This is a genomic window from Rhizobium sp. P1_B8 (genome assembly GCF_056406515.1).
Genome location: NZ_JBFTZZ010000005.1, coordinates 179,212 through 193,399 on the forward strand (window position 1 = coordinate 179,212; position 14,188 = coordinate 193,399).

Here is a 14,188-nt window from a genome sequence, read left to right on the forward strand (position 1 = left end):
GGCGATCTCAGCCGCCGACTGTGATTTCACCATCCGCGACACGTTTGACAAATATCTTCAAACCTTCATGCCTGAGTTTCTTCCAGCCGCCGTCGGAAACCATTGATTTGGCCAGATCGGCAAACCCCGTGGTGAGGTAGGGAACCTGCGATGCCGGTCGTTTGCCGAGCGCTTGAATCAGGCAGTCGGTTCTTGGTGGGGACGAGAACGTGTTTCCTGAACGTTGCATGCCGATCTCCACATGATCTGTGCCGTCCGGAAACCGGATCGTCCCATAGCCGCACTTGGCCGCCGCATTCACTTCGGCCTTGGAGAGAGTGTCTTGCAGAACAAATGACAGCTGGCTGAAAGTGTTGTCGGTGTAGTCGAACTGACCCAGTATGATGAAGTCCAGCTCGTTCTGTCCCTTCTTGGCGCCTTTGATCTTGCCGAAGAAGTCGGAATTCACCCTGGTGTCTTTGCCCGTCTTCATGGCAAGCATTTCGCCGAGCTTGATATAGGTCCTCGGTTTGGACGAAAGGTTTTCGGTACCAGCCGCGGTGTTGCCCGAAGGCAGACTTGCGGTCTCCGGCTTGGCATAGGCGTCAGCGAAGGCTTGCAGCGTCGTGAGGTTGAGCGCTTGGGGAAGCGAACCGCTCTTGAACTTGCGGCAGGAGAGCGCGGCTTGCCGTGTTGCCTTGTCAGGCTTGCCCTCGACATTCCCTGGCTTGCAGCCCAAATGAGCCAGTTGCTGCTGCAGCCTCTTGAGCAAAGCTGCTTGTTCGGCGGAATAGTCGCTGACACCGCGGGTCACACTGACATTGCGGACATCGATGCCGATACCATCCGGCTGCACCACGTCAAACTGGGACGTATGATGGTCATAGCTCTTCCAGTCACCGCCCCAACCCATCATCACCGGGCCGAGAATGAAGTTGAATGATTTTGGGTCGCGGTTTGATTGCGGCTCGCACTCGTTCGATTCCCAGCAATGCGGAGCTTGGTTGGTTGCTTCGCCTTCGGCGGCATAGATCACCTTGTTGTCGCAGCTTGCCGTAACCCAGCCGCTCTCATCGTTTGCCCATCGGATTTTCAGCGAGAATGTCGCCCATTTGCCGAAATCTTGCGGTTTTTGGCACTGGCGGGCGAGAAAGTTCACGCCGTTGCGCGTGTCGGCTTTCAGCATGTAGATGAAATTGTGGATTGCCGGTCCTTCCCAGGACGCCAAGCGCAGATGGCTGTCCCAGCCATCGGGATAAAAGCCATTGGCGGAGTTGTTGTGCCAGCCTTTGTAGGCAAAGGTCGGATCGAGCCGGAAATCGAACTTGTATTCGACGCTTTCGCCAACCTTCATGTCTCGCGTATAGCGAATTGTTGAACGGACGTTGCCATTGCGGCAATCATTTTCGCCGCGTCCATCGCCATAGTCGACATTGGAACATTGACGGTCGAATATCTCAAACCGGGTCACGCCGTCCTTGACCTCCGGTCTGACCGATCCGTTGAACTTGTGGCGCTCAAAACCTTTGGGGAGCGGATCGGCGGTCGCTATGGCGTGGGTCGCAAAAACCATCAGCGCGCCAACCGCCAGTCCAACTATGGGATTTTTCAGCATAGCTCCCCCTCCAAATTGGACTCCAACCATATCACGATCTCTCTTGGACGGTCGGGTTTAGATCGGTGCTAGAGGTGCTGCGCCATGAGCAGGTGCGGCGGTCGAAGCAGCCAGGCTGCTCGTGCTTCCGAGCCGGTGCGGCGGGCGTTTATAACGGCAGCCAGGGCGAGCGACATCAAGTGCGGCTCGTGATCGGCGATGCTTCGGATCATTCCGACCGGAACGCGGCGGGAAGATCGACAGCGACGTCAAGCGGCTGGAAATGCCGCAAGTTTTCCGTAATGACGGTGAGGTCGTAGGCTCGCGCGGTCGCCGCGATGATGAGATCGCCAAGGCCGGGATGACGGCCTTGGCTCTCGGCGTCATCTTCCAGGGCGCCGACGATCCGCGCGACAACGGTATCCATCGGCAAGATCCGATCCCCGAAACTGTCGGTGACGAAGTCCAGCCAAGCCGAAAGGCGCTTTGCCCGCTCGATCCCGCCGCGACGGTGAAGGCTCCGCATTCCTTTCTCGATCTCCGCGACCGATAGAGCCGACAGAAAGAGAGCATCGGCTTCGCCTTGCTCACGGAACCATGCCCGCACCGGATCGGACGGCGACGCCTTGCCCGGCGCGAACTTCGAAATGATATTCGTGTCGAGAAGGTAGGCGGTCACAGATCAATATCGCGCATTTTCGATGGGTTCCGCTCCAGCTCGACCCCACCGGGAAACGTCAACAGGAAATCCCCGAAATTCGGCCGTGGCGTCTTCAAAGCCCTTTTCGCGGCCTCGGCTGCTTCGACGGACACAAGCACGGCAGCCGGCTTTCCGTGTCGCGTGATCGTCACGAATTCCCCGTTTGCCGCTTCATCCACCAGTCCGGCGAAACCGGCCTTTGCCTCTGCCACGCTGATTGTCGACATTGCGGCCTCCTGTCTTAAATGACCATATATGGTCAAGATAGACATTGACGCCGACGGCATCAAGAGGGGGAATTTTCCAAACGTACGTGGGCGTCGCATGAAACAAGGTCGATGCGCTGCGCTTCAGGTTCAACTCGAACGAGTCGGTGGGCGGGAACTAGCCTCCGCACGGGCTTTCGGCGAACGGCTTGCCGTTTATGACACCATAGCATGCCTCGACGCCGTCAACGTCGATGATCTCCATCCAATCTCCGGCACGGGTCGAAGCGTTCTTGCTTTTCACTCCCTTGGCGGTGAATTTGCGCACGGGCGCATTCTCCATTTCCGTATTGCCCGATGCCCTAGCGACAATCATCGAAATCTCGGCAAGTCGGCCCCTGACTTCTTCCGACAACCTGACAAGTCTTTGCAGATCTACAGCGTCAATCTCTGCCATTTGTGCTTCCTGTTTGGTTGATCAGTGCAATGGGTTGCATCCAGGGGTAATATTAGCCGAAATTTTGCACCTAAGGTTAGTAACCCTTTTGGATGAGCGACGCGAATTTCGGTACGACACGACCCAAATGTCGAAGCTGCAGAAATAGCTGCGGGGAAGGCGTGGCCGCTCCTGCGCGCGATGCGGCCTTCGCTCAAGGAAACGCAGTCGGCAGACTATCGTCCAGAATATAGAAGTGTTCGCCGATCTTTATGATGCCGATGGACTCACCCGGACCGGGATCGAGATCCACGCATTCCTTCTTTTCCGAGCATGATGTCTGGACACGCTGTTGCCAGGCCGTGGATTGCTCGCCATTGGGCAAGGCGATTTCATCACTCTCGTCGTAGACGAGCGTCGAGTAGGTTTTCGCCTGGAACGTATCGTCCCATGCAAATGTCCTGAATTGCTGCTCTCCGCCCGGCAGATCGGTTCGTTTGATCTCTGCCAGATACGTTTGCTTGGTCAGCGCAAATCGAACGCTGTCGGACGTTATGCCGACAGCAGCGAGGATACGGAGCAGGACCAGCAACAGAAGGGGTGCGATTAGAAGAGAGACGAGACGCCGCCAGCGCCGCAGCGCGAGGTTGATGCAGATCGAGCTTGCGATGGCGATCAGCGTCACGACCCAAACGATAAGACCGATCGTCCACCAGTCCCATTGGGGAACAAGCCAATACAGCCAATTTTGCGCCAGGAATGGCAACAACCAGAGGGCATATGTCCACGTAAACTTGTCGCCACGTTTTTCTGGCTCTGGCACGTTTTAGCTACCGGCAAATTTCATTGATTCTCTGATCAACAATAACACGCACGACGGCCCCCTCAACCGGAGCGAGTCCTGCCGCGAGGTGCCGAGTCATGAGCATTGGTCGCGGTCGAGGCTATTGGCTCGGAGCTCCAGCGCTCAGCAGCGCCCGTACCAATGCCGCCTGGCTGCGTACGCCGGTTTTGTCGAAGATGCGCTGCAGCTGGGTGCGCAACGTGTTGACGCTGACCCCGAGCAGATCGGCAGCGGCGGCGAGGTCGTGGCCATCGACGATCAGGCGCGCAAGCCGGGTCTGCGCCGGCGAGAGGCCGAAGACCTCCCGCGCACTCGCGATCCGGCGCGCCACCGTCTCGGCGTCGTCGAAGGAGACCAGCGTCTTGCCGTCCTCGAGCAGGACCCAGCAGTGGAGCGGCATCCCCGCCGCGTCCTCGCCGAGCGCCACCGCCCAGGTCTGCTTCGGCGCGATGTTCAGCGGTCTCTGGCTCTGTAGCTCGCGGAACGCCAGGCGCACCGCCTCGCGTAGCGCAGGGTCGTATTCGCGCTGCCGGGCACGTAGGCGACCGGCGGCGGCGACGAGCCCGGGATGGCCAGGCATCCGCTCCCGCGCCAGCCGGTTCGTCCAGAGGATCCTTGCATCCGCGTCGACCTCGATCAGCGGGCAGTTCGCCTCCTCGACGCTGCTCTCCATCATCACCATGCAGCCGATCTTCCAGGCGCCGTCGATCCGCTGGAGGATCCGCAGCTGGCGCTTGCGATCCTCGCCGGTGTCGCTGCCGATCTGATCGAAGGTCATCCAGGCCATGTTGCCGTCGACGACGATGTTGACCTTTTCCCAGCGGACGCGCTCCGCGAAAGCGTGCTTCTCCGGGAATCGCTCGACGATCTTCTTGATCCGCGCGGCGATCGGGTCCCAGCCTTCGTCCACCCGGACGCCGAGCGAGGCGAAATATTCCATCCGCCGGGTCTGCGGCGACTGCACCCAGTGGCTTGCCAGCGCCTCGAAGTCGCGCTGCAGCCAGGCCTCGGTTTCGGCGCGGATCACTGCGATGATCGCCGCCCGGTCAGCCTCGCTGTCGTCCATCGCGCGGTCCCCCGTGACAACGGATCGCAGCATAGCATGATCGGTCTGTCGGAGCATGACGGCACCTCATGTGTTGATGACGCCGGCCAGAAGCAGCGTCACGCCGGCGGTCGCGGCAGTCAGCCCGAGGAGCCGAAGCTTCAGGCGCGGCAGGGTGATCTGATTTCGGTAGTATCGGTCCTCGGCCGCGGCGCCCATCTGCCTCGGGCGGCGGCGGTTTGGCATGTGCGCGGCGACGAGACTTTGAAGGTCCATTGTGTTGCCTCCTGGTACGGGCTTCATCTGCCGTATTCTCGCACGCATCCGAGCCAGGCTCTGTCATGCAGACGGAGGACATCGGGCTCGGCGCCCGGTTGGCAAACGAAGAATCACCTCAACTGGAACGAGTCTCGAAGTGATTCGTTGAGTCGAATGTCCAGCGTGAGGGGGCTGCATCATGAGCAGGCGACGAAGCTTCAAGCCGGTGAAAATCACCATCAATGGCAAGACGAGAACGGTCTATAATGTCGTTCAGGCGGGCAATACCTTGCTGAACGATTGGCCCGAGCAGACGCCGGCGGCGAAGGCCGCCGAACGTCTTGTGCTCGATGTGTTCAATGATGCCGCCGGACCGGAGCAGGTGCGCCGCGCATTCATCACCGCGGCCAAGGCCAGCGACATCAAGTTCAGCTCCTGATCGGCATCTGGAACAGCCTTGGCTCACTTCCATGACACCTGTTCCTGATGGCTGAGATCCTGGTTCTGGAACTGTGTCTCCATCCAGGCGGCCGTAACGATTGCCGCGAGGAAGCCGAAGGTGAGGCAGGTGATCGCCTGGGTCCGCCACGAGACGAAGGTGACCGGCGCCGGGGTGACGGGCTTTTCCGCGCATTCGCCGGGCGGGCAGGCGCAGCCGGAAAAGGCCTCGATCAGGCAATCGCTCATGATGGGCCGCCTTTCATCGTGTCGATGGCGGCGAGGATCTTCTGGTGAAGCGGGCAGCCGTGATCCTTGCTGCCATCGAAAAAGCGTTCGGCCTCCACCAGCGCCTTCAGGAGATCAGGTGCCCCGGCGGTGAAACGGGCCTTGGCGCGGGTCTTTTCGGTTGTTCCCGCCCGCCGGGCGGTAGCAAGGGAAGGGCTGTCGGTCGATGGCTCGGGTGTGGGATAGGCGGCAGACATCTCCGTTCTCCTCAGGCGTAAAGCTGATCGGTATCGGTGATGCCCATGATCTCGCGGGCATAGCGGTAGTGCTGCTCGACGCTGGCGCTCGCACCGCGCAGCCAGGACGGGCCGCGGATCGAATGTTCGGGACGGCTGAGGTACGCAAAGCCGAGGGCGCCCATGCGCTGGGCTTCGTTGGCCATATAGGCGCGGCAGTCGTGGGTCGTGCGTGCTGCATTCCAGCGGGCATCCCGCTTGCTTTCCTCGGTCTCGATATTGCGGATGTGCTGCATCGCCTGTCCTCTCGCGCCTTTGATCGGCTTGTGAGGGAAAGGTATATATCATACCCGATTGCGTCAACGATAAAAGGTATAAAAAATACCTCTTGGATTGACGAGGTACGAATCATAGGCGTATGTCAGGATCAAGTGATTGGGCGACCGGGTGCAACTCCCGAGCTGACGAAGCCCAGCGGCGCGGGAAGCGAAAGTCCTTAAGTGCGCTGTCAGAAAATCAGGACGAGGGCGAAGCGAATGGCCCCTCTGGCACGTGTCCCATCCCGGCTCCGGCCTTCAGGACTTGGCCAATGCTCTCCCGGCTTCATGGGCTTTGCTCATGGGGTAGGGGGAAGCTTTGGCCGGAACCCTCCCTCACCAGCCTTCAGGAACCTTCTCCTCCTAAGCTAAAGAGAGAGGAATGAGAACTGAAGTTGGAGTATGATGTTAGGAGAAAAAAGGAGCCGGCGATGCGCAGCGAAATCGAAATCACCGACGAAGTGATCGAGGCGGGTCTGGATGCGATCACCGAATTCTACGATCCGTGGGAGGAGAAGCTGCCGAAGGACATGTTCCCCGCAGCCATTCGGTCCATCCTGGTGGCGGTGTCGAGAGTGGTGCGCGAACGGCATCCGGAGCTTCCGCAATTTGTGGTTTCAGAGGATGAATCCTCCCGATACCCCTCATGATCCCGGCTGGGGGTCGGCGAGCTTCGGAGAGAAATCCTACAGGCCGTACATCTCTCGCGCGGCGCTGTAGGCCAGGAGCAGCACCGCTATCGTGACGATATAGAACCAGATTCTTCCGGCGCGTGAGGAAGGGCGTATCATATTGTTTTCCCTACTGAAATGTGATTGATTCGCGGCACTATTTTCGAGCCTTGCGCGCTCATCCTTACATCTCGATGATCGATCGGCGGACGCGGCCGACGATGGTGACGGCGCCCTGGAATTCCGGCGGCGGCACGTCCTCGTAGGAAGCCGGCTGGAAGGGCGGATTGTCGTTCGGGCGATAGCGCTTGTAGGTCGCGGCCCCCGTTTCGTCGGCGACGACATAGAGCGCGTTCGGCGCCAGGCGCTTGTCGCGCAGATTGACGAAGATGATCGAGCCCGGCGGCGAGATCTTGTTCATCGAATTGCCTTCGACCTCGAGTGCGATCCATTCGCCATCGGGAAGATCGAGGGCGGCGACCGTCGGGAATTCCGAGAAGTCGGTGATCGGCGCCTGTTCGCTCAGCTGGCCGGCGCTGACCCAGGAGATCTTCGGGATGTCGGCGACGGAGACCGGCAGCTCATCCGGATCGAGCGCGTTGCCGGTGCCGAACTGCAGCCAGTTGAGATTGACCTTGAAAGCGCGGGCATACTTCTTCGCATCGGCAATGCCGAAGCCGTTGCGGCCGGACTCATGCGCCTTGTAGACATTCGCATTCCAGCCGAACCGATCGACGATCGCCTTCGGCCCGGCAAAGCCAGCATTCTTCCTGGCCATGACGAGGCGCTTTGCGCGTTCTTCGCGTTCAAATTGTTCCTGCTCTTTCAACATGATATAAAAAATACCCTAAATTAAGGTACATGTCATGCCCTAATGTGCTTGACATATCGGGTATTAATTGTACCCTAATCGCCATGACAAACACCGACATCAACAACAACGGACAAGCTTTCCGGGATGGGGAGACGGCACCATGAGGTTCACCATTTCCTCGGAAGAGCGGCTTGCCATGGACGTCATGCCGACCGGCGTCGTCATTCACCGGCCGCAAGGCCCAAGGGGAGGGCGGATGTCGGCGATATCAGTTCGCAACGAGGATATCCCCTTCCTCGCCAAGGCCCTGCAGCAGGTGCTGAACGCCAACCGGGAGGTGGAATCGCTATGACCATCTCCCCAAAAACCACCGCCCGCTACACCGGCTGCCCGAATTGCGGCAAGGCGCTGTCGATCGCCGAGGTGATCGAGCGCCACTGCGAAAATTGCGATCGGCCGACGCGCCCGGAAGAGATCAGCGAGACGATGATCCCGCCCGGCGCTCAGCCGATCACCAACCCCGATAGCCCAGCCCCTCCCTGACGGCTATCGGTGGCTGGCGTCGTCGCTCCTCCCTCGGCGACGCCAGCTCCCGGGCGCACTCGCGCCCGACCCAGGCGGCGGCCTGGCAGACGACCGGAGCCTTTGCTCCCAGAGCCGGCGCTCCGGTCGTCACCCCTGAAAAATCAAAGACGTTGTTGGCACCCGCTTCGGCGGCAATGGAACACCGCGTTCGCGGGAAAGAAGGATCAAGCGATGAGCATCCAAGTGAAGGCCGCCCCGGCGCAGCAAGCCGCTCACATGAACGCGCTCGAGCTCTTCCGCTCCGGCCGGGACTATATCGAAATCGCGGCCATCCTCGGGGCGTCGGTGCCGTCGGTGGAAATCGAGATCCACAAACTTCGCAGCGCCGAGAAGGGCGACACCGCCCACGAGGGCCATGCGGGCTCGGAGAGCCGCCGGTTCCCCCGCCGCCCCCTCAAGCCGGGCACGCCGGTCAATTTCGCCGGCGGACGGCGGAGGCTGCGGGTTTGAAGAGGCCATCGCAATCGGGAAAGGCACATCGCATGGGTAAGGACACAGTGAGCCAGGAGATCATGGAGATCCTCAGCCCGGTGCTAGGGGAGGAGCTCGCGGCAGCGATCATCGAGCATCGCAAGCGCACGCTGAAGAAGCCGCTGACGGTCTATGCCGCCAGGATGCAGGCGAGGGAATATCTGCTGACCGGCGACCCGGTCGGCGCCGCCGAGATGCAGATCTTCCGCGGCTGGCAGGCAATCAAATGCGACTGGTACCTCAAGGAGAAGGCGAGGGAAGCCGGGTCGATCAACAGCAGTACGAGAAGGACGACAGTCGATGCCGCAAGAGATTTCCTCTCCGGTGAAGATCATAGCTGGGATGCTTTCGGGTTTCCCGGCATCCGCAGGCACTGATCCCGACATGCAGATCCGCGCCTATCTCGTCGCCATCGAAGGCATCTCGCTGGGGGCGGTCTGGCAGGCCGCCAAACTCTTCATCTCCGGAAAGGTGAGGGATCATAACCGCGCCTTCGCCCCGAGCTCAGCCAGTTTCGCCGAGCAATGCCGCCATCAGCAAGCGGCGATCGAGGCCGAGAGCCGCCCGCGCATGGAAGCCGAACCCGAGACGCCGCAGCCGAAGGTCACAGCCTACAAGATGCAGCTGCTGCGCGACGCCGCCAATGGCAGCCGCAGCGCCAAGCGGGAACTGGCGAGGATGTTTCCCGACAACCCGATCATTGCAAGAGCCGCACGATACGAGGAGGCATTGAGATGACCATCACCTTTTGGACGGAAGACAAGATCGTCAAGGCGGAAAAGCTCTGGAAGGAAGGGCTGTCGGCAAGAGAGATCGCCAACCTCTTCGGCTCGAAGAAGAACACCGTCATCAACATGGCGCACCGCAACCGCGACAGGTTCCCCTCGCGGCAGGACGCCTGGCATCCGCAGCCGAAGGCGGGCCTGCCCGTCCAGCCGATCCGGCACCCCGACCGCGTGACGCGGGTGACCCTGTCGGGCGCCCATGTGACGATGCCGCGCGTGCCCAGCATCGATGGGCCCGCAGAGCCATGAGCACTGTGACCCCACGCGAAACCGAAGTGATCCGCTGGATGGCGGCGGGCAAGACCGCCGCCGAGATCGGCACCATTCTCGGCATCTCCCACATCACCGTGAACACGCACATTGCCAACGCCAAGGCGCGGCTCGGCGTCTTCAAGGATACGGCGCTGGTCGCCGCCGCACTCAGAAACGGCATCATTCGATAGAAGGACAGTCAGCATGGGCGGCAAAGCCACCAAGGTGAAGACAGGGCGGGTCAACAAGGGCGCCGGCCGGCCGCGCAAGGAGAATGTCGAGCGTTTTCCCTGCGGCAAGATCAAGCCCTTCGAAACCGAGAAGGAGAATATCAGCGTGGCGATATCAGCCCGCCGCCGCATCCACGGCTTTGACAGGACGGTCGCCGACGAGACGGTCAAGAGCCCCTTTGCCGGCTACACCCTCGGCCGCATGTTCCTCGACGGCCTGATCACTTCAGAGCAGCGCCAGGCCGGCGACGACTATGCCGAGGCGATCGCCCGCTACCACAAGACCACCGGCATCCCGGCCCCGAGCCCGAGGGCGCAATCGCTGTTCTCAGTCAAAGGCCATGAAGGCGAGGTCACCGAAACCTTCGCCGACCGCGCCCGCAAGGCCAGCAACCGCATGATGGCGCTACAGGGCATCCTTCTGCGCTGCCCGGATGGACCGCAGGTCAGGAGCACGGTCTATAACGTCACGGTGATGGACTACGAACATCTGCGCCAGATGCCGCCGCAGCAATTGCTGTGGCTGCGCAGGGGATTGACAGCGTTGCGGGGGGCGAGGGGCGGGTGATGGAGTGGCTCAAGCCGGGGGTCAAAATTGCCACGCCTAAACACAGGCGATCGGATTGACAGAAGATTAGCGGTTCGCACATACCTGCAGGGCCTGTTCTAATAGGGATATTGACGGATCCACCGTGAAATTGACGTTGCTGCAAGTTTTGAGGACATTGTGGGCGCAGGGGAGCAAGTGTCAAACACATGTCGTTCTCAAGGGATATAAGGAAGCAAGACTGTGATCTACGAGCTCAGAATTTACGACTGCCTGCCCGGCCGATTGCCCGCGCTGCTCAACCGCTTTGCCGAACATACGCTGGCAATATGGGACAAGCACGGCATCAAGCAGGCGGGTTTCTTCACCACAATCGTCGGCGAAAGCAGCCAGCGTCTCACCTATCTCATCGCCTGGGAATCGCTAGCCGATCGCGAGGTGAAATGGACAGCTTTCACCACTGATCCTGCATGGATTAAGGCCCGCGACGAGTCAGAGCGCGACGGGCAAATCCTCTCCAATATCTCTAGCCAGCTGTTGTCACCGACCGCCTTTTCGGCAGTAAAGTAAGACACCGCCGATCCCCACTTGCCGCCAGTCGGAATTCCACCCGATCTGGTCATCCGCGGAAGCGATGAAGAACGGCAGCTCTTAGGATATCGCCAACGCTGCCCGAACGGCCGGAATGGGCGCTTCGCCGACGGCTCTTCATCACCGTCGGCAAAATCGCTTAGGTCAGATCTCAGTGGCTTCGGAGAGCGAAAGCGCCTCATGCTGCGACATCTGTGATTACAGCCGTCTGCCTTCATGGCAAGGCTTCACGAGGCTGAGAATTTCACCATGACACCGCGCTGCCGAAAGTAGGCCTCCATCCGCTTCCTGCCAGACCGGTTATTCTGCACGAGCCTAGCCGGGTCGAATACGGCCTCTTTCAAACCCGCCCGCGTCAACGCTGCCTTGAGGGCCGCGATATGCACGTCGATGTCGGCGTTGTCCGCCTGAAGCGACTCATAAATGCGGTTTGTTGCATCTGCTACGGTCGATTCGCTCACGATTACACTCCTGTTGTCGTCTGGCTGGCCTGACCGTATTGGGGTGAAACCTGTTCACGTCAATGGGGGACAATGAATTAGAAGATTTCGTCCGCTTTCGAAGATGAAGCACCATAAGCAGCCCTACCATCGGGGTTTGCTGTCGAAACGTCACGGCAACAAAGCGCCAAAAGCCGCCATTCCGCGCTATGCGGGTGATTAGATCACGAATTCCTCCTCGTACGTCTGTGGCTCGGGAACGACCGTAGCCTCCACCGGGTCGGGCTGGGGCTCGCTGACGGTGTCGATCTGAAAGCCGGCCGACTTCAGCGCCTCGAACATGGCGTGCAGCGGCCGATGCCGGAAGCGCATGGCGATATGCTTTCTGCCGCGCTGCCAGGTCTCATCGAAGCTGTAGGTCTCGAAATAATTGTCGCTGCCGGTCGAGGCGTGACCCATGGAGGGATGGTGGGCCAACGCTCTAACGCGCCGCTGTATTTGCCGCAGAGCTCACCCCGCCCTCCGTCGTCCTCGGGCTTGACCCGAGGACCCAGGCCAGCCTCCATCAGCAACGGGCATGGATCCCAGGCTCGGAGGTTGGGGATGCATTTTCGCCAAGCTCCCCGCCGATCGAGCCGAAACCCGCCGTGCAGCAATAGCGCACTTTAGCGATGCCTGATGAACCCTTTTCGCTGCCGCTCTATGGGAGTATTTTGCTCTCACTCAACTGAGCGGTGGAGAGTGCAGTGTTTGTGGACGGCCGTCGCACGTTTCTGCTCTTTTTGGCGGTCGCATCCTGGCAGATGGCGTTCGTGCCACGATCAGCTGCGGCAGACGACACCGTTACCATCGATAGCGGAATGCTGAAGGGTGAGAGGTCGGGCACGGTCTTCAGCTTCAAAGGCATACCCTATGCGGCGCCACCGGTTGGTGATCTGCGATGGCGCAATCCCAGACCGATGAAGCCATGGAGCGGGACCAGGGATGCCCGCGATTTCGGTCCGTCCTGCATGCAGACCGACGACCTGCCGAAGTCGGAGGATTGTCTGACCCTCAATGTCTGGACACCCGTCAAGCGTCCCCGCACACCGCTGCCGGTGATGGTCTGGATCTACGGCGGCGCTCTTGCCCATGGAAACACCGCTCAGTATCCCGGTGGCCAGTTGGCCGCCCGGAAAGTTGTGTTCGTCAGCATGAATTACCGTATGGGCCGACTCGGTTTTTTTGCCCATCCGGCGCTGACGAAGGAATCCGCTGACGAGCCCGTCGGCAACTATGGTTACATGGATCAGCTGGCCGCCCTGAAATGGGTCCAGCAAAATATCGAAGCCTTCGGCGGCGATCCGAAGAAAGTGACGATCTTTGGAGAGTCGGCCGGTGGCGGCTCGGTGATGGCGCATATGATATCGCCACTGTCACGCGGGCTGTTCCGGGGCGCCATTCTACAGTCGCCGGGTCTGCCGACCGCGCGGGCGCAGAGCACGCCCTTGTCACCGTTGAAGGAAGCAGAGAAAATCGCGTTGGACTATGCGGCTTCTCTGGGAATCAAGGGCAGCGATGCCGAGGCTCTGGCGGCCCTTCGGGCGCTGCCTGCGGAAAAGCTCACCGAAGGCGCATCGGCACAAGAGGTGCTTGTGGGAATGTCGACAGGCAAGCCCGTCATCGGCATCTCAGGCGCGATCATTGACGGACGGTTTTTGCTGGAAACGCCGGAAGCGGCTTTTGCGGCGGGCCGTCAGGCGCCGGTTCCGGTCATCGTCGGGGCAAATGATCGTGATCTCGGCATCGGTGAGGCCGCGACGAAAGACGATCTCTTCGCGCTCTTCGGCAATCATGCAGCCGAAGCCCGCAGCCTCTACGATCCCAGCGGCCAACAGACCCTCGATGAGCTGAAGCAGCAGGTTCTGGCCGACAAGACGCTTGTCGAACCATCCCGCCACCTCGCTGACGAGATGATCCGCGCTGGTCAACCGACGTGGTGGTATCGTTTCTCCTATGTCGCCGAGGCTCTCCGCAACGATCCGGCATGGAAAGGCACCCCGCACGGCTTCGAAATTCCGTATACGCTCGCCATTCCAAACGCACTGGTGAAAGACAAGGTGACACCTGCCGACTGGGCCATGGCCTCATTGGCAAGCGAATACTGGCTCGAATTTGCAAGAAGGGGTGACCCCAATAGCGGCTCACGGCCAAAATGGCCTCACCACGACCCATTCGCCGACAGGGTCATCGACTTCGGCAATGACGGCGCAACGGTCGGAGCCGATCCGCTGAAACCCAGGCTCGACCTCTGGCAAAGCCATTGGGAGGAGACGAAATGACGGGGGCGGTGCCTGTCGTCTGGTCTGTTGCCTTACCCATTGCGGGAACTGCCGAATAACACAAGCCCGCTTTGTCATTGCCATCTTCCTGGGAAGACCTTTCCGGATGTCGCGATTGACGGAAGCCCGATCTCCGCTGAAATGCGCTTGGCAGCTTCGGGTCGACAGGCGGCAGCCGGGTCTGTCGGATTGCGCCAGAA

24 protein-coding genes and 1 pseudogene are annotated in these 14,188 nt (G+C 60.4%); 12 read left to right on the forward strand and 13 right to left on the reverse strand.

The window, feature by feature from the left end:
* Positions 1–7: 7 nt before the first annotated feature.
* From AC1D2N_RS09315 to AC1D2N_RS09345, 7 genes are all read right to left on the reverse strand, one after another.
* Positions 8–1,594: a hypothetical protein gene (locus AC1D2N_RS09315; protein WP_130651899.1), complete on the reverse strand. Its 1,587-nt coding sequence runs from the start codon at positions 1,592–1,594 to the stop codon at positions 8–10.
* Positions 1,595–1,802: 208 nt separating this feature from the next.
* Positions 1,803–2,252: a type II toxin-antitoxin system VapC family toxin gene (locus tag AC1D2N_RS09320; RefSeq protein WP_130651900.1), complete on the reverse strand. Its 450-nt coding sequence runs from the start codon at positions 2,250–2,252 to the stop codon at positions 1,803–1,805.
* Positions 2,249–2,500, reverse strand: coding sequence for a type II toxin-antitoxin system Phd/YefM family antitoxin (locus AC1D2N_RS09325; protein ID WP_003557256.1), 252 nt, complete (start codon positions 2,498–2,500; stop codon positions 2,249–2,251). The genes AC1D2N_RS09320 and AC1D2N_RS09325 overlap by 4 nt, the downstream gene beginning before the upstream one ends.
* A 157-nt stretch (positions 2,501–2,657) precedes the next feature.
* Entirely contained in the window at positions 2,658–2,936 is a 279-nt protein-coding gene (locus AC1D2N_RS09330; protein WP_130651901.1) for a hypothetical protein, read from the reverse strand.
* Positions 2,937–3,129: 193 nt separating this feature from the next.
* A complete protein-coding gene (locus AC1D2N_RS09335) occupies positions 3,130–3,738 on the reverse strand; it encodes a hypothetical protein (RefSeq protein WP_130651902.1) in 609 nt (202 codons plus the stop codon).
* Between the two features lie 121 nt (positions 3,739–3,859).
* Positions 3,860–4,882: a LuxR family transcriptional regulator gene (locus AC1D2N_RS09340; RefSeq protein WP_130651903.1), complete on the reverse strand. Its 1,023-nt coding sequence runs from the start codon at positions 4,880–4,882 to the stop codon at positions 3,860–3,862.
* Positions 4,883–4,891: 9 nt separating this feature from the next.
* The gene (locus AC1D2N_RS09345) at positions 4,892–5,080 is read right to left on the reverse strand and encodes a hypothetical protein (protein WP_130651904.1); all 189 of its coding nucleotides are present in this window, start codon (positions 5,078–5,080) and stop codon (positions 4,892–4,894) included.
* Positions 5,081–5,261: 181 nt separating this feature from the next.
* On the opposite strand from AC1D2N_RS09345, the gene AC1D2N_RS09350 reads away from it, so the two are divergent.
* Entirely contained in the window at positions 5,262–5,501 is a 240-nt protein-coding gene (locus AC1D2N_RS09350) for a DUF982 domain-containing protein (protein ID WP_018240992.1), read from the forward strand.
* 23 nt (positions 5,502–5,524) lie between these two features.
* On the opposite strand, the gene AC1D2N_RS09355 is transcribed toward AC1D2N_RS09350, so the two are convergent.
* The 3 genes from AC1D2N_RS09355 to AC1D2N_RS09365 are packed head-to-tail and all read right to left on the reverse strand — an operon-like array spanning position 5,525 to position 6,260.
* The gene (locus AC1D2N_RS09355) at positions 5,525–5,749 is read right to left on the reverse strand and encodes a hypothetical protein (RefSeq protein WP_130651905.1); all 225 of its coding nucleotides are present in this window, start codon (positions 5,747–5,749) and stop codon (positions 5,525–5,527) included.
* A complete protein-coding gene (locus AC1D2N_RS09360) occupies positions 5,746–5,985 on the reverse strand; it encodes a hypothetical protein (RefSeq protein WP_130651906.1) in 240 nt (79 codons plus the stop codon). Before AC1D2N_RS09360 ends, AC1D2N_RS09355 begins: the two co-directional genes overlap by 4 nt.
* Positions 5,986–5,996: 11 nt before the next feature.
* Complete coding sequence (locus tag AC1D2N_RS09365; RefSeq protein WP_130651907.1) at positions 5,997–6,260, reverse strand: hypothetical protein; 264 nt, start codon at positions 6,258–6,260, stop codon at positions 5,997–5,999.
* Between the two features lie 452 nt (positions 6,261–6,712).
* Here AC1D2N_RS09365 and AC1D2N_RS09370 point away from each other — a divergent pair, with 452 nt between their 5' ends.
* Positions 6,713–6,931 carry a hypothetical protein gene (locus tag AC1D2N_RS09370; RefSeq protein WP_018240996.1) on the forward strand — a complete coding sequence of 73 codons (219 nt, stop codon included), beginning with the start codon at positions 6,713–6,715 and terminating at the stop codon, positions 6,929–6,931.
* Between the two features lie 205 nt (positions 6,932–7,136).
* On the opposite strand, the gene AC1D2N_RS09375 is transcribed toward AC1D2N_RS09370, so the two are convergent.
* A complete protein-coding gene (locus tag AC1D2N_RS09375) occupies positions 7,137–7,784 on the reverse strand; it encodes a S24 family peptidase (RefSeq protein ID WP_018449194.1) in 648 nt (215 codons plus the stop codon).
* Between the two features lie 142 nt (positions 7,785–7,926).
* On the opposite strand from AC1D2N_RS09375, the gene AC1D2N_RS09380 reads away from it, so the two are divergent.
* From AC1D2N_RS09380 to AC1D2N_RS09420, 9 genes are all read left to right on the forward strand, one after another.
* Positions 7,927–8,118, forward strand: a complete 192-nt coding sequence (locus tag AC1D2N_RS09380; protein ID WP_017993244.1) for a hypothetical protein — start codon at positions 7,927–7,929, stop codon at positions 8,116–8,118.
* On the forward strand, positions 8,115–8,309 hold the full coding sequence (locus AC1D2N_RS09385) for a hypothetical protein (protein ID WP_130728913.1): 195 nt from the start codon (positions 8,115–8,117) through the stop codon (positions 8,307–8,309). Before AC1D2N_RS09380 ends, AC1D2N_RS09385 begins: the two co-directional genes overlap by 4 nt.
* Positions 8,310–8,522: 213 nt before the next feature.
* A complete protein-coding gene (locus AC1D2N_RS09390; protein ID WP_130651909.1) occupies positions 8,523–8,801 on the forward strand; it encodes a sigma-70 family RNA polymerase sigma factor in 279 nt (92 codons plus the stop codon).
* 32 nt (positions 8,802–8,833) lie between these two features.
* A complete protein-coding gene (locus tag AC1D2N_RS09395; RefSeq protein WP_047619280.1) occupies positions 8,834–9,199 on the forward strand; it encodes a hypothetical protein in 366 nt (121 codons plus the stop codon).
* On the forward strand, positions 9,165–9,560 hold the full coding sequence (locus AC1D2N_RS09400; RefSeq protein ID WP_130653509.1) for a hypothetical protein: 396 nt from the start codon (positions 9,165–9,167) through the stop codon (positions 9,558–9,560). The genes AC1D2N_RS09395 and AC1D2N_RS09400 overlap by 35 nt, the downstream gene beginning before the upstream one ends.
* Positions 9,557–9,856, forward strand: a complete 300-nt coding sequence (locus AC1D2N_RS09405; protein ID WP_130651910.1) for a GcrA family cell cycle regulator — start codon at positions 9,557–9,559, stop codon at positions 9,854–9,856. Before AC1D2N_RS09400 ends, AC1D2N_RS09405 begins: the two co-directional genes overlap by 4 nt.
* Complete coding sequence (locus tag AC1D2N_RS09410) at positions 9,853–10,050, forward strand: response regulator transcription factor (protein WP_012756421.1); 198 nt, start codon at positions 9,853–9,855, stop codon at positions 10,048–10,050. Before AC1D2N_RS09405 ends, AC1D2N_RS09410 begins: the two co-directional genes overlap by 4 nt.
* A 13-nt stretch (positions 10,051–10,063) precedes the next feature.
* Positions 10,064–10,657, forward strand: a complete 594-nt coding sequence (locus tag AC1D2N_RS09415) for a hypothetical protein (RefSeq protein ID WP_130651911.1) — start codon at positions 10,064–10,066, stop codon at positions 10,655–10,657.
* A gap of 222 nt (positions 10,658–10,879) precedes the next feature.
* Positions 10,880–11,206, forward strand: a complete 327-nt coding sequence (locus AC1D2N_RS09420) for an NIPSNAP family protein (protein ID WP_130651912.1) — start codon at positions 10,880–10,882, stop codon at positions 11,204–11,206.
* A gap of 248 nt (positions 11,207–11,454) precedes the next feature.
* Here the strand turns inward: AC1D2N_RS09420 and AC1D2N_RS09425 are convergent, their stop codons facing one another.
* Both AC1D2N_RS09425 and AC1D2N_RS09430 read right to left on the reverse strand, forming a co-directional pair.
* The gene (locus AC1D2N_RS09425; protein ID WP_026188297.1) at positions 11,455–11,691 is read right to left on the reverse strand and encodes a hypothetical protein; all 237 of its coding nucleotides are present in this window, start codon (positions 11,689–11,691) and stop codon (positions 11,455–11,457) included.
* A 195-nt stretch (positions 11,692–11,886) separates the two neighbouring features.
* Positions 11,887–12,138, reverse strand: a pseudogene (locus AC1D2N_RS09430) (hypothetical protein); the annotation flags it as partial.
* 275 nt (positions 12,139–12,413) lie between these two features.
* On the opposite strand from AC1D2N_RS09430, the gene AC1D2N_RS09435 reads away from it, so the two are divergent.
* A complete protein-coding gene (locus AC1D2N_RS09435; protein WP_130651913.1) occupies positions 12,414–13,988 on the forward strand; it encodes a carboxylesterase/lipase family protein in 1,575 nt (524 codons plus the stop codon).
* Positions 13,989–14,188: the final 200 nt, after the last annotated feature.